Source organism: Otoolea muris (assembly GCF_943193115.1).
GTDB classification, from domain to species: Bacteria; Bacillota; Clostridia; order Lachnospirales; family Lachnospiraceae; genus Otoolea; species Otoolea muris.
In genome coordinates this window covers 1-12091 of the sequence record NZ_CALPCY010000089.1, presented here as the reverse complement: position 1 = coordinate 12091, position 12091 = coordinate 1, and the positions used below count along the sequence as shown (strand labels likewise).

17 protein-coding genes are annotated in these 12091 nt (G+C 48.1%); 4 read left to right on the top strand and 13 right to left on the bottom strand.

Annotated features, from left to right (window positions below):
- Positions 1-1746 (bottom strand): TOTE conflict system archaeo-eukaryotic primase domain-containing protein (locus NFS31_RS25420; protein ID WP_331482880.1); only part of this gene is annotated, 1746 nt, incomplete at its 3' end.
- A 635-nt stretch (positions 1747-2381) separates the two neighbouring features.
- Here NFS31_RS25420 and NFS31_RS25415 point away from each other — a divergent pair.
- Both NFS31_RS25415 and NFS31_RS25410 read left to right on the top strand, forming a co-directional pair.
- Entirely contained in the window at positions 2382-2654 is a 273-nt protein-coding gene (locus NFS31_RS25415; protein WP_251501505.1) for a type II toxin-antitoxin system RelB/DinJ family antitoxin, read from the top strand.
- Complete coding sequence (locus tag NFS31_RS25410; RefSeq protein WP_251501502.1) at positions 2654-2932, top strand: type II toxin-antitoxin system YafQ family toxin; 279 nt, start codon at positions 2654-2656, stop codon at positions 2930-2932. The genes NFS31_RS25415 and NFS31_RS25410 overlap by 1 nt, the downstream gene beginning before the upstream one ends.
- Before the next feature lie 42 nt (positions 2933-2974).
- On the opposite strand, the gene NFS31_RS25405 is transcribed toward NFS31_RS25410, so the two are convergent.
- From NFS31_RS25405 to NFS31_RS25390, 5 genes are all read right to left on the bottom strand, one after another.
- Entirely contained in the window at positions 2975-3106 is a 132-nt protein-coding gene (locus NFS31_RS25405) for a hypothetical protein (protein ID WP_331482879.1), read from the bottom strand.
- Positions 3107-3237: 131 nt separating this feature from the next.
- Positions 3238-3492 carry a hypothetical protein gene (locus tag NFS31_RS27235; RefSeq protein ID WP_331482878.1) on the bottom strand — a complete coding sequence of 85 codons (255 nt, stop codon included), beginning with the start codon at positions 3490-3492 and terminating at the stop codon, positions 3238-3240.
- The gene (locus NFS31_RS27230) at positions 3485-3700 is read right to left on the bottom strand and encodes a hypothetical protein (RefSeq protein WP_331482877.1); all 216 of its coding nucleotides are present in this window, start codon (positions 3698-3700) and stop codon (positions 3485-3487) included. Before NFS31_RS27230 ends, NFS31_RS27235 begins: the two co-directional genes overlap by 8 nt.
- A 179-nt stretch (positions 3701-3879) precedes the next feature.
- Positions 3880-4440, bottom strand: coding sequence for a hypothetical protein (locus tag NFS31_RS25395; protein ID WP_251501499.1), 561 nt, complete (start codon positions 4438-4440; stop codon positions 3880-3882).
- Between the two features lie 63 nt (positions 4441-4503).
- Positions 4504-4827: a hypothetical protein gene (locus tag NFS31_RS25390; RefSeq protein WP_251501496.1), complete on the bottom strand. Its 324-nt coding sequence runs from the start codon at positions 4825-4827 to the stop codon at positions 4504-4506.
- Between the two features lie 123 nt (positions 4828-4950).
- Between NFS31_RS25390 and NFS31_RS28100 the strand changes: the two genes are divergently transcribed.
- A complete protein-coding gene (locus NFS31_RS28100; protein WP_334303128.1) occupies positions 4951-5037 on the top strand; it encodes a DUF6783 domain-containing protein in 87 nt (28 codons plus the stop codon).
- 351 nt (positions 5038-5388) lie between these two features.
- On the opposite strand, the gene NFS31_RS25385 is transcribed toward NFS31_RS28100, so the two are convergent.
- From NFS31_RS25385 to NFS31_RS25355, 7 genes are all read right to left on the bottom strand, one after another.
- Entirely contained in the window at positions 5389-5565 is a 177-nt protein-coding gene (locus NFS31_RS25385) for a hypothetical protein (protein WP_251501493.1), read from the bottom strand.
- Positions 5552-5911 carry a hypothetical protein gene (locus tag NFS31_RS25380; RefSeq protein WP_251501490.1) on the bottom strand — a complete coding sequence of 120 codons (360 nt, stop codon included), beginning with the start codon at positions 5909-5911 and terminating at the stop codon, positions 5552-5554. The genes NFS31_RS25385 and NFS31_RS25380 overlap by 14 nt, the downstream gene beginning before the upstream one ends.
- An 80-nt stretch (positions 5912-5991) precedes the next feature.
- A complete protein-coding gene (locus NFS31_RS25375; protein ID WP_251501485.1) occupies positions 5992-6291 on the bottom strand; it encodes a hypothetical protein in 300 nt (99 codons plus the stop codon).
- 350 nt (positions 6292-6641) lie between these two features.
- Positions 6642-7079 (bottom strand): hypothetical protein, encoded by a 438-nt coding sequence (locus tag NFS31_RS25370; protein ID WP_251501482.1) that lies wholly within the window; start codon positions 7077-7079, stop codon positions 6642-6644.
- 23 nt (positions 7080-7102) lie between these two features.
- Complete coding sequence (locus NFS31_RS25365) at positions 7103-8008, bottom strand: DUF5688 family protein (RefSeq protein ID WP_251501479.1); 906 nt, start codon at positions 8006-8008, stop codon at positions 7103-7105.
- Positions 8009-8094: 86 nt separating this feature from the next.
- Entirely contained in the window at positions 8095-9054 is a 960-nt protein-coding gene (locus NFS31_RS25360) for a hypothetical protein (RefSeq protein ID WP_251501476.1), read from the bottom strand.
- Between the two features lie 114 nt (positions 9055-9168).
- Complete coding sequence (locus NFS31_RS25355; protein ID WP_251501473.1) at positions 9169-10161, bottom strand: Fic family protein; 993 nt, start codon at positions 10159-10161, stop codon at positions 9169-9171.
- Between the two features lie 1176 nt (positions 10162-11337).
- Here NFS31_RS25355 and NFS31_RS25350 point away from each other — a divergent pair.
- The coding region (locus tag NFS31_RS25350; RefSeq protein ID WP_251501470.1) for an IS110 family RNA-guided transposase at positions 11338-12091 on the top strand (754 nt) is incomplete at its 3' end.

Sequence of the window (12091 nt, the reverse complement as noted above, 5' to 3'; positions counted from 1 at the left end):
CGGGGTATTTGACCCTCGCGGCAGTCGCCAAATGTGCATGCAAGCATGCCCACTTGGCTCGTTGCTCGCGGGAATAATACCTGTGAGAGTATTTTTGCTTCCATGCAGGATCCCGATCACACTGTCTCTTCGTTTCTCACGCCCCGTTTTCGTTTTATAAAAAGGCGGTTCTTCATCTATAGCCAGGAATTTATTCAGTTCTTCTGCCCATTGTTCCAGCAGAGCCTTACTTTGCAGCAGGATCAGTGTATTTACTTTTCTTTCCGCTATGAGATAACTGCACACCACTGTTTTGCCGAATGCAGTAGCCGCGCTTAAAACGCCATGGTCATGCTCAAGAAGTCTGCGCGCTGCCAAATCCTGCTGTGTCTTCAAGTCTCCCCGAAAGGATACCCGGATTGGCCTTCCCTTTTCTCTCTGATCTTCTGTCTCTACTTCGATCCCCGCCTCTTTTGCGGACAAAACCAGATGATCTCTTAAGCCCCGGGGAATAACGATGTAACCATCCACATCCTTTCCCATATACACAGCGCTGAAATTATTATAGTTGGAATAGCCTAACCGTTTATTTTTATAAAAGACAGGATTATCAAAAGCCGCCATGCTCCTGATCTGGTTCTGAAGACTGGGCATCAGATTCAGGGTGTCAACATATATCCCATCGCCCAGTACAATGTGCATTTTCCCCACAACATCGGTTTTTACAAAACCGTCTTTTTTCTTCCATGGCTTTGGCCTGTTCTGCATTGTCACAGCAGCAGGTATACCCGCTGCCTGTGCCAGTTCTCCCTGCCATTTCGCCATAAGACGCTCTATGTCATCGGTTCCAAGCTTCTCTGTCTGATTTAACAAAATATCCCATTGATCCGGATAGGCATTCCAGTTTTTATCCACAAATGCACTGTTACCGTCTTTGAGCGCCCTTCCCTGCAGCGGCAGCGCGATTAGATTTCCGATACCGCTTGTCACGTCCTGGGAAGGATACATCCGGTCATAATAATGGAAAGACTTTAAATTGATGGAAGCGGAGCCTTTATCCAACAATAAAAATCCAAAGTTTCTTGCCAATGGCGCAGATACAGGTTTCTTAAAGAAAATCCACACATGGGCGCCTCTCCCCGACCGGGAGCGCTCCACCAATGGTTTAATACCATTGATCTCGCACATCATCCTGAGGGCATCCACCTCATCATGCCACTCTTCATCCGTATTCGCGAAATCTGTCTGTTCCGCGCCTTTTTCATGATTATCAAAATCGAATACGATAAACCGGCATGCGCCATCTTCAAGAAGGGGATACACTCCTAACACATCGGATCCATCTTTTTTCATCCCAAGCAAATGGCTTATGATTTTCTCCAGTGTAAGCTTTGTCCAGTCCTTATTCCCACATGTCTCACAGCTCTGCTTCCCGCCCCGATTTTTGGGGCAAAGACTGTCATTCCAGCGGTTATTACACTGCGGAAAATATCCGCCCTTCGCTCCTCTCCTGGCATATACATCGGTCCTGCCCCAGAACATGGAAAAGTATCGGTTTGCCAGATCTTTGGTGATATATTGACTCAAAATACGTCCTCCCTGATCCGGATCGTATTCTTGAAGGTTTTCTATTTTTTCCGCAAATACATTTTCCGTATCATATGGAATATTGGCTTTGTCCAGTTGCTCTTTCAGTCTTTTATTTTCATCCTGAAGGCTCCGTACTAATTTCCGGAGCGAATCCAGATTATATGCTTCAATATTCATGAAATCTACACTCCCGCGATGTGCATAAATACTAATTCAAATACTTAGGCAAATCCTGTGTCGTATCCCCCATTTTCAAATATTTTGGCTGTTGTCAGAGGGCTTACGTGATAAGAAAATTTTAAATTTTCCATGATACGCGTGTTATATGGGCTGCAAAAGGATTTCAGATGGGGTAAACGCAGGAATACCAAAGCCTTCAAAATCTCTTTTGTTTCGGGTGGCAATAGAATCGCAATGTATTGATTGGGCACAGGCAGCAACGAGACAATCCTCCTTTTATTTGAATGATTTATATTATATGCGATTTTAGTAGTTCAATCAATAAAATCATGCGAAATAAGAAAAAATAGTTTAAAATTCGTTCGATATTTAAAAAAATTTTGTATATTTGGCCCTATCTAGTTTCATCCACCTCGCATTTCTTAATAAAACATGAAATATTTTGACCTTTTTATATCTAACAATATTCACGGGGCAATCCCCCTTTGATTTCCGGTTTTTGTGCGTGGCACCCCACGCCTGTTCCCCAGCTGATTGGTTTCAGAGATTTCTACCTCCCCTCCCATCATTTTTTATTTTGATTGACATTGTAAACTATATTGTCTATAATAAAGAAAAAAGGAGGTAGTCAAATGGCAACAACCCCAACTCAGATTCGAATCGATGCCAGCATAAAACAAGAAGCTTCAGCTCTTTTCAGCCGGCTCGGACTGGATATGTCCAGTGCAGTAAATATATTCCTGCATCAATGCGTCCTTCGCGGCGGGCTTCCTTTTGCCGTGGAGGCGCCGGCATACAGCCAGAAAACCCTTGATGCCATGGCAGAAGCCCGCCGTATTTCCCGCGATCCTGACGTCAAAGGATATTCCAGTATGGAAGATTTAAAAGCGGCTCTTGACGATTGATGTACCAGGTTAAATTTACCACAGCCTACAAAAAGGCTTATAAGCTCATGAAACAACGCGGGCTGGATATCTCTTTGCTGGACCAGATCGTTGACCTGCTGCGTCAGGGCAGGCAGCTCGAAGAACGGTACTGCGACCATGGACTGACCGGAAACCTTGCGGGTTTTCGGGAATGCCATATCAAACCGGACTGGCTGTTAATCTATCTCATCGAAAATGATATTTTAACGCTGACCTTAATCGATACCGGTTCACACGCAGATCTTTTCAAAAAATAAGGCACAGGCAGGTAATTCCATCTTTGCGGGTTTTCCTGCCTGTTATTTTTTCTGCCACCGGTCGTACTTCTCGTAGCGGCGGTTCTCCTGTTTCCCATGCTCCTCACAGAACCGGCTCTCCGTCAGACGGGGACAGCCGGGGAAGGAACACGGCCTCTTCAGTTTCCCTGGCATTGCCCTCACCTCCTTGCGGCATAAAGAAAGCCCCCGCAAAATTCCAATGCTCCCGCGAAGGCCCTCTTGATATTTTTTCACCTTATCAGCATACCACGCCGAAACGGATAAATCATCTCACAAAGTGGACATTATGGTTTCCCGAGCAGCAGGGTGGTCAGCTTTGCCAGGGCCCGGTTCTTCCTCTGGTATGCGGACGCCCGCTCATTCCCGAAGCAGTCCGCCACGTCCTCCGCCGCGCTGCTGCCGTATTCGTTGTTCTCACTGTAGAACGCATCCAGCACATAGCGGTCATCCTCCGAAAGCTCCTCCCATGCCGGGACGAACCACGCCATGTATTCCATTGCCTGCCGGTACCGCTCCCGCAGGACGCTGATCTCATCCATGTCCTTCCGCCATCCTGTCCTCTGCGGCATGTGGGTTGTGCGCGTGGGGCATCCCGGCAAACTGCGGGCTGCTGATCCCTCCCATTTTTTCATATGCCGCCTTTATCTCATCGTCCGTGTGTTCAATGATGAACTTCATGCTGCCGTAATCCTTCGCCGCGTCTGCCGCCGCTGACTTCTTATCCAGGTACTTCCTTGCGATTCCCATAACCTGATACCTCCAAAAGAAAATTTTTTACTGTTTCCGAATTGTCACTGGTTTTCATCCTTTGGCTCAGAAACTGTTCCAAAGAAAAAAGGCGGGTGGCCTCCCCCATCCCACCCCGGGATTGATGGCTGCCACCCGCCTTTTCCTGCCCTCCTGGCTATCTTACTTACTTGTACGGATTACTCATCTGGAAGCCCCTCCTGGTACCTCACGGCTGCCACCTTTGCATACATGTCACCGTCCGCATAATACGTTGTCTGGTCACTGTATACCTCAATGGCCACCGGCTTGCTCCTCACATACCCCAGCGGCGGCTTTAACTCCGCAAGGACGTACACGCCCGCCCCGATGGGCTGGCCCGTTTTAAAGTATCCCACGTTCTGCCCGCCGTACTCCAGGCTGCCCTGTGTCCCAGGATCAGCCATCTCTACATCCGCCCGGGTAGTCCATACCGTCATCTGGCCGGTCCTCCCGCCCTGGCCGTCATACAGGCTGACACGCCCGGACTCAATGCAGACTGGCGTGCCCCTTGGCACGATGCCGCTGTAGAGATGCCCCGGATCCTCCATGGACTCATTCAGGGCTGTCCTCCGTTTAAAGGGCGTGATGTCCCGGGCCTTCATGGCTTCCAAAAACTCCCTGCTTCCCACGATCTCCGTATCCTGCAGGTAGAACTTCGCATCCCCTGGCCTGAACTGCATCAGGAACCTGGCCCTCTCGTCCGGATCCCCAATCAGCATCCAAGACTTTTCGTCCTAACTGCCTGGGAAAGACACCGTTGAATATTATACATTAGTTAATTATTATTGCTGCATAGCACGAATTTCAATAAATCCATCACCACTCCAAGTCATATCATGGCCTTCATCAAAGTTTATCCAGCATCCAGTGCCAGTTGAATAAGTCCCGCCATATCCTCCTTTAAACCCTAATCCCAATCCATACAAATAACTCTCAATAGCATCTCCGGAAGAAAGGCTACTCTTATAATATTTAAACAAAAGCTCCCCATCTTTTGAAGTTGGTCGTAATGATTTCATGCCACCGCCCATATTCGGGTAATCTATAGTAAATCCATTGGCATACATGACATGTATTTCGTTTGAATTCTCTCCAAAAACTTCCATTTCCCCGAATTTGGCATTTTCTTCCCTAGAGCGTGTTTGAAAATTGCTTTCTGGTAGCTGTGCGTGCCACTTTGTGGGAGATTTGTGCCAAATGAACGCGGCGTAGTGGGCTACGTTAAGTGAATTTGGCACAAATATACCGCGAAGTGGGGCGTGCAGATGCCAGGAATGAATTTTCAAACACGCTCTAGTATAATACGATTTAAATAACCTTACAAAATCATTTTCTAAAAACTTTGTAAATAATATGGATTTTAAAATAATAATGTAAAGAAATTAAAATCGATCTATACTAGTATTTTCTACCATCTCCAAGGCAATGTTACTAACACCTTGGGCGTTGTACGTATTCTCAGGTGCATAAACCGGAGTTGCAGGCTGCGTTAGCACTACCCCATTTACCATCCGCGCACCTTCCTCATTGACCGTGTAGCCTTCCGGAGAAACGCCGTCCGTAAGCAAATAGCCTCCAAACTTTCCATGTTTCTGCTTGAATGATAACTCCCTTTATCGCCCATTCGCTTTTATCTTATCCCATTTACAGGAGCTTTCTGTCAAATTTCATATGCCTTCGTCTTCCCCGACGTTTTCTGCCCCTTCAAATGCCGCCCCACTTGCTCCGGAGTCCACGCCTGCCTCTTTTGCATCTGTTCCGCCAGCCGCAGGGATCTCCACAACCGTGCCGCCTCCCTGCCTGATCAGTCCCAGCATGCCATCCGCCGTGTCAAACCATCTCACTGAGCTTCTCTCCCGCCTCCTCCGCAGTCAGGCCGTCACGCTCGCAGGCTTTCCCGTACTCAATGAGCTCTTCGGCTTTGTCTACGAGCCCGGACGGATCAGCCTGCCCGGAAGCCACCAGGCCCTGTGCGGCGCCATAGTTGTCCATGATGATCTTGTATACATGGACCATGGTGTCCCAGTCCTCGTCAGAGACATATTCCACATATTCCATCTCCCCCATTTCCATCACGATCTCCTCTGCGGTTTCCGCCGGTGTCTCCTTATCCATGGATGACTTGGCGCATCCTCCTGCTGCCAGTGCCACAGCCAATATGGCGCATACCGTCCCCTTTCCTGCTCCCATAGCGTTTTTCCTCCTATTTTTTACGGCCGTTTTGCCGCGGCTGATCCGGTTTCATAGGAAGTATGGCGCATCTTTTTCCGTTATCGTTTTTGCGGCAATATATCTGTTTTCTGGTACTTCTGTGATACAGATGCTATACATGCCAGCATTTTGCTTATCCGCAAAATATCTGGCAAAAAACAGCCCAGGGCCATGTCCGGCAATATGCCCAGCCCGCTCCTGCAGACGACGGTTTCCCTGCCGTTTTCCCACACATCCCAGCCCGGGCTGTCCAGTCCAGAATGTTCCAAGCCAGGCATTGCCAATCCCGGATATTCCGGGCCAGTTAAGTCCGGGAACAGGCGTATCCGCTGGATTTGCGTTCCCTGCGCTTCCTTCATATCCGTTTTCCTCCTTGTGTTTCCCTGCCAGTATGGGTGATCCTGGCGGGGCAGATTTTCTGCGTGTAAAGAAGATCCAGGCGGTTTTCCGCGGCATTTCCCCAGGGGATGGAATGCAGCCCCTGCTCAGGGCATAACGCATATTCAGTTTTTGTGCAAAAGCGCTGCCGGCAACAGCCGCGCTGCTTCCCGCACATATCGAGAAATCCTGACACTCCGGCACCTTGTGCGTCTCACATATAGCAGCCCATGCCGCCGGACAGTTGGCGCGTTTTTCCGGCACAAAAAAACAGGCGCCTTGCGGTTACCTGTTTTTATGGAAGTCAAGTCAAACATTATACCACTTCCGTTCACGCTCCGTTCTCCACAGACTGGTAATCAATGTCGATCGGTTCGTCCGCCAAAACGGACGTATATTTACGGAAAAGCTCTGCAACATCCTCTTCCGTTTCTAATTTTATCTGGTTTTGCCGATTCCAGGGATACTCCGGGCAGAACAACAAGTAGTCCTTTTCCTCACAACTGTCGCAAGCCTCAAATTCTACATTTTCCGCCTCCAGGATCACTTTTTTCAGGATGGTAGCTAACCCAAGCTCGAAATCCTGATCAAATCCCATATAGTCATCATAATCTGGATTAGTGATTCCACACCCATCCAGCCATTCCTGGATGTCTTCCTGCAATACTGGCGCCATTGCCAGCAGGTTCCGGATACATTCCACAGAAGGTCTGCCAATGTCGGAAACGCATATTCCATACCCATAAGTATGCCAAGATGTATAACTCATATAATCACCCTCCTGTCCCTCTGCTACACCATTATAATTTTCTTCTGCGCCGTAGAATACAGGTATGCATGATCAGCCAGCATTTCCTCCGGCAGCACTTCTGTCTGGTTGATCTTCCGGATCACCGCCTGGAGTTCATCTGGCCCCATGCCTGACACCGGGGCCAGCAGAAATTCATGGATGCTGCTTGGAATCAGGTAAAAATCCCCGCCCATTATCTCCGCACAGGATTCCAGGATGCCCGGGTATAAGATGACTGCCGCACCCATGCGTTTGTCCTTGCTCGTCAGGATGTACAGCATTGGCGCGCCAATATCCTTTACGGTCTTCTCCATATCCTCGGCCGGGACTCCTGTTATGCCAGTTATGGCATCGAAGATGCTATGGAATTCCGCGGGTGCTTTCGCCTGCATATTTGCAAGCGCATCCCTGAACAACTCTGTGATGCCAATGCCCCATTTAGCAAGTAAGTTGTTGGTGATGCCCGTGATCAATCCCTGCCCGCTGTCTGTCATTACGTAGAACGGGATGCTCAGGTCATGGAACGGTATGTTTGGCATCTCACTCAGCCTGTCGCGGTTCAGCGCTGTGTTTACCAGGCGGCACATCAGCATGCCTTTGGCCTGCTCATAGTCCGTCATCTCTTTTGCAATGTTCAGCATGGCATCTTTGTACGCTTCGCAGTCTTCCTGCGCCTGGATGACAGATTCCGCCGCAGCCATAACCGCCGAAATGCCGCCATCACAGAACGCCTGGTAATAGCTGTCCACGCCCACATTCACACCAGTGTTTCGGCCGCGTTTCACCTGGATGCAGTCATGCTTCCCGTTGTTGCGTCTGATGGTTGTGACATTTACCGTGACCGGCACATCAGACGCCATCGTTACAATTTTGGCAACCGTCTGCAGGAATTCCTGTTTCGTGACCATATTTTTCATTCTCCTTTTTCTTCGTATTTTTTTCGGATAGGTGGAAGGGAGTCCCTTCCGCCTCTGTCAGGGGCTTCCGCCTTTTCTTATTCCACAGTCACGACATAGCCGCGATCCCTCGTGGACCGGCTCACCAGGGTCTTAAACTCGTAGTCCCCGTTGCTGAAGGTCAGCTTAAAGACATCATTCTCCCTGGTGATATCGATCAGGGTGTCATAGCCTTCCAGATTCATTACCGCCGGATTAGTGGCCACAAAGACTTTGAACCGGACCATGTCCTTCCCGCGGATAACGAAGTCCTTGTAGGCGGGGCTCCAGTCTGCCCGGATGGCTCCGTTGTATCTAAAGATCGGGGAACAATACATATCCCAGCTCCTGGCCAGTACCCATGCACGTCCCTTGCGCGGTACCAGCCACCCGTCTTCCTCTTCCTCGTCGCACGCCAGGAATATCCCGAAGTCCCCGTCCTTGCTGCCCGGGATTTCCTTAATGAAGCAGTCCCCGGCAGTGACAGGGAAGCCAAAGTTCCTGTAAGTGCAGGACATGCCCTTATCAACGGTGATCAGGGCTGTTTCCATGAAGTACCTCACGGTTTTCTTCCCTCTGTCTTCCCCGATCTCTTTTTCTCCTGCATCCGAAAAGATGAACACAGCTTTTTCCATGCCTTCTCCGACATAGCCAAGGGGGACGATGTTTTCAGGGACTACCGTGAGCTTCCTGAACCAGTCGCGGGACACCTGGTAGCTGGCCAGGGCTATGCTGCCGTCTGCCAGCCCATCCAGCCTGGCAGCCAGGAGCATGCAGGGCGGCGGGCGCTTTTTTCTGACTGCGTTCTTCGCGCGTTCTTCTCCTTTCTTCCCTCTCTGCAGTGCCTTATATGTGTTTACATGGGAAGTATGGAAGCGCGGTGGTGGGTGAAAGTGCATAAAAAACAGAGGGATGGAGCACAAAGGGCATGGATGGGGGCGAAAAAGCCCGGGATCTTTTCCCAGGCTTTGGCGGATACAGAAATCTTTTCTGTCTTTTGCTGCTTTGCATACACCCATCTGATGCTTAGATCTTCCTCGTTATGCCATTACAGGTTCCCCGGCTTATATAGGGGAACCCACTGGAGCCAGTAAACATCGCAACAATCCATAATCAGGGGACTATGGTTCCTGTCACGTTCTTACATACCTCTGATTTCTGCTGTTCGGCTTATCCGGTATTGTCATCTGAATTAAATTCATCTCAACCGCCGGATGAAGATAATTTCTCCGGAATCCTTCTTTCGCTTTTAACCCCAACCTCTCCATCAGCGTATTGCCCGTGTAAGGAACGTCATATTCCATAACTTCGAGTAATTTTTGGACAGCTTCCGGAAGGTATTCATTTTTCTCACTGATTTGAGCGGAAATTTCATCCAGTATTTTATCAATCTGTAACAGCATAAATTCAATAAAAATTGTAGATTCCCCGGCAACATGGCATTGGGAAATAGCTTCATAATATTCATCCTGGAATTTCTCAATCTGGCTTTCAATAGGGATATATTCAAATACCGGTTTCCATTTAGACAGAAACGCTGTATGCCATAATCTTGCCATTCTGCCATTTCCATCGGAAAAAGGATGGATAAATACAAATTCATAATGAAATACACTGCTCAAAATCAATGGATGAACGTATTCCTGCGCTTCTTTTATCCAAGCAAATAATTCATCCATAAGCTGTGGTACAAACCGTGCAGGCGGCGCCATGAAAATACATTGCTCACCATTAAAAACACCTTCTTCGCCTGAACGAAATTCACCTGATTCTTCCACAAGATACTTTGTCATAATTCCATGAAATTGCTTCAAATGCCGGATATTATAGGGATCAATCCCAGAAAGATGCCCATAAGCGGCATAAGCATTCTTTACTTCCTGAATTTCTTTCTGCTCACCCAGTACAGCCTTGCCGTTAATAATATCCCGAACCTGTCCCAGCGTCAAAGAGTTTGCTTCAATCTTCAAAGATGAATGAATCGACCTGATTCTGTTATTTCTTCTCAAATGCGGTTTTGCTTCCAGATTGCTGGTTGCGGTTATTCGTCCTATTTTTTCGGAAATCAACGATACATACGATAATATTTTATTCGTTATTGTAAAAGGCGGTTTGTATTCATCCATATAAGAACCTCCATTATCTTACGTATTATCTTACGTATTATCTTCCTCTATTATACAGATTTTACGAAAAAATTCAATCTCTTCAGCAGACTGAATTTACAACTTCTTAATTTTTATCCTCTTTTCCTTTTTTGATCTTAACCGCCGTACAGCGGCATCATGCCCAGGGAAGTAGCGGGGGTTCAATGCTGCTTCCTGCCAACACCCCCACTGTAATTCCGGTCAAACCAATGCCGGATCTCTTCCCTGTCCCTCCCTGCCGGGAAAATGAACCAGTCCTGTTCCGTGCATTCATCCTCATCAATAATTCACATCCGCAAGCAAGCACGCTATCGGCGCCCCCCCCCTCCATGTCGTCATACAGGCAGGATCTGACGCACTCGTGCGTGCCGGCTGTGTCCTCCGTATAGACCAGACCACTCCTGCCACATCGCCTGCTTCCAACTCCCCGCTCCATACCGGGCCGTCAAAAAAATATCACTCGTCCCGGCTATCGGCTTTGATGACCGCCGTCTGCACTTTTGCGGACTCCTGCCCGCCTCCTCCTTCCCTGTGTTCCCTTACCTTGCATCCTGTCATATTTTGTTCTCCTTTCCGCTCTCTGCAGATTTCTTCCATTGGTTCCATGGAAAGTATGGGGACGGCTGGCGCAGCGCAGGCGTAAAAAAACAGGGCCGTAAATATCCCTCAGGCCCTGTTGGCATGACTTGTTGTGTGTTTTCTTATCCCGCACCCCTACGCGTTAAGACAGTTCTTTGTCTTGATCAAGGTCTGGCTGGAAAAAAGCGGTCTTCTGCTTCATAATCGCCTCCAAAGCTGCACACACGTCGATATTTTCGTATTTTTTTTATCCCTTCATATTTATATCCATTCCTTTCGCTTCGCTCAGGCACAAAACGTAATGAAAATGGTTTCCCTGAGCCTATTTTTTCTTTATAATTCTTCTTGTAGGGAACTCGGTATACTACAAATCACGGGGAGGTGAGTGGGCTGTCCGGCTTGCCGGATGACCGTATATTTATATGTGTAGTCCGCCTTTTCAAGCACAAATAAGTGTGACCTTGAGCACGTAATCTTATCTTTGTATAAACAATCTCGTTTATGGCTTAGGCGTTCAGTCAATGCCGTCTTTCCCTATCATCTTTGTCGAACCTTTAGGTTCTGAAAGGAGTCCCTATGGCTTTAAAAATCGTGTACAAAATCTGTTGTGGCATTGATGTCCACAAAACTTTTGTAGTGGCCTGCATTGCTTCTACTAACAGCAAAGGTGTGACCACCTATGAGAGCCACCGTTTTTCGACCTACACGAAGGGGCTGAAAGATTTGTTACAATGGCTTCTCCACCGGAATTGCAGGGATGTCTGTATGGAATCCACTGGTAAATACTGGATCCCCGTTTACAACATTTTGGAAAATGATTGTACGATCGTCCTTGCCCATCCCAAATATGTTAAGGCTATCCGTGGAAAGAAAACTGACAAGAAAGATGCCAAATGGTTTGCTGACCTGTTTAAGCATGACCTTGTTGCCGGCAGCTTTATGCCCCCCGCTGACATTCGTCAGCTCCGCGACCTTATGCGTTACCGTTTCAAACTGACCTGCTTTAAATCAAGTGAAAAGAATCGTTTGCAGAACTGTCTCACGGTTTCCAATATCCAGTTGGGAAACGTTGTTTCGGACACCTTCGGCAAATCTGCTCAGGCGATACTGGATAAACTTTTGGAAAATCCTGCAGATACTTCCTTTGACCTTGAACCTCTCGTCTACAAAAGTTTGAAAAAGAAACTCCCTGAACTCCGTGATGCCATTGACGGCTTTATCACACCGGAGCAAGCCGGTAAACTTAAGGTGATCAAAGGTCACTTTGAAGACCTTGAATCCCGGAAGGCAGAGCTTGAAGAACTCATTCTTGCGCCCGCCGCTCCCTGTC

Coding starts and splice junctions, on each gene's coding strand:
- NFS31_RS25415 (WP_251501505.1), top strand. CDS start 2,382: ATGGCAACAACCCCAACTCAGATTCGAATCGATGCCAGCATAAAACAA.
- NFS31_RS25410 (WP_251501502.1), top strand. CDS start 2,654: ATGTACCAGGTTAAATTTACCACAGCCTACAAAAAGGCTTATAAGCTC.
- NFS31_RS25405 (WP_331482879.1), bottom strand. CDS start 3,106: ATGCCAGGGAAACTGAAGAGGCCGTGTTCCTTCCCCGGCTGTCCCCGT.
- NFS31_RS27235 (WP_331482878.1), bottom strand. CDS start 3,492: ATGGATGAGATCAGCGTCCTGCGGGAGCGGTACCGGCAGGCAATGGAA.
- NFS31_RS27230 (WP_331482877.1), bottom strand. CDS start 3,700: ATGGGAATCGCAAGGAAGTACCTGGATAAGAAGTCAGCGGCGGCAGAC.
- NFS31_RS25395 (WP_251501499.1), bottom strand. CDS start 4,440: ATGCTGATTGGGGATCCGGACGAGAGGGCCAGGTTCCTGATGCAGTTC.
- NFS31_RS25390 (WP_251501496.1), bottom strand. CDS start 4,827: ATGGAAGTTTTTGGAGAGAATTCAAACGAAATACATGTCATGTATGCC.
- NFS31_RS25380 (WP_251501490.1), bottom strand. CDS start 5,911: ATGGGAGCAGGAAAGGGGACGGTATGCGCCATATTGGCTGTGGCACTG.
- NFS31_RS25375 (WP_251501485.1), bottom strand. CDS start 6,291: ATGAAGGAAGCGCAGGGAACGCAAATCCAGCGGATACGCCTGTTCCCG.
- NFS31_RS25370 (WP_251501482.1), bottom strand. CDS start 7,079: ATGAGTTATACATCTTGGCATACTTATGGGTATGGAATATGCGTTTCC.
- NFS31_RS25365 (WP_251501479.1), bottom strand. CDS start 8,008: ATGGTCACGAAACAGGAATTCCTGCAGACGGTTGCCAAAATTGTAACG.
- NFS31_RS25360 (WP_251501476.1), bottom strand. CDS start 9,054: ATGGGTGTATGCAAAGCAGCAAAAGACAGAAAAGATTTCTGTATCCGC.
- NFS31_RS25355 (WP_251501473.1), bottom strand. CDS start 10,161: ATGGATGAATACAAACCGCCTTTTACAATAACGAATAAAATATTATCG.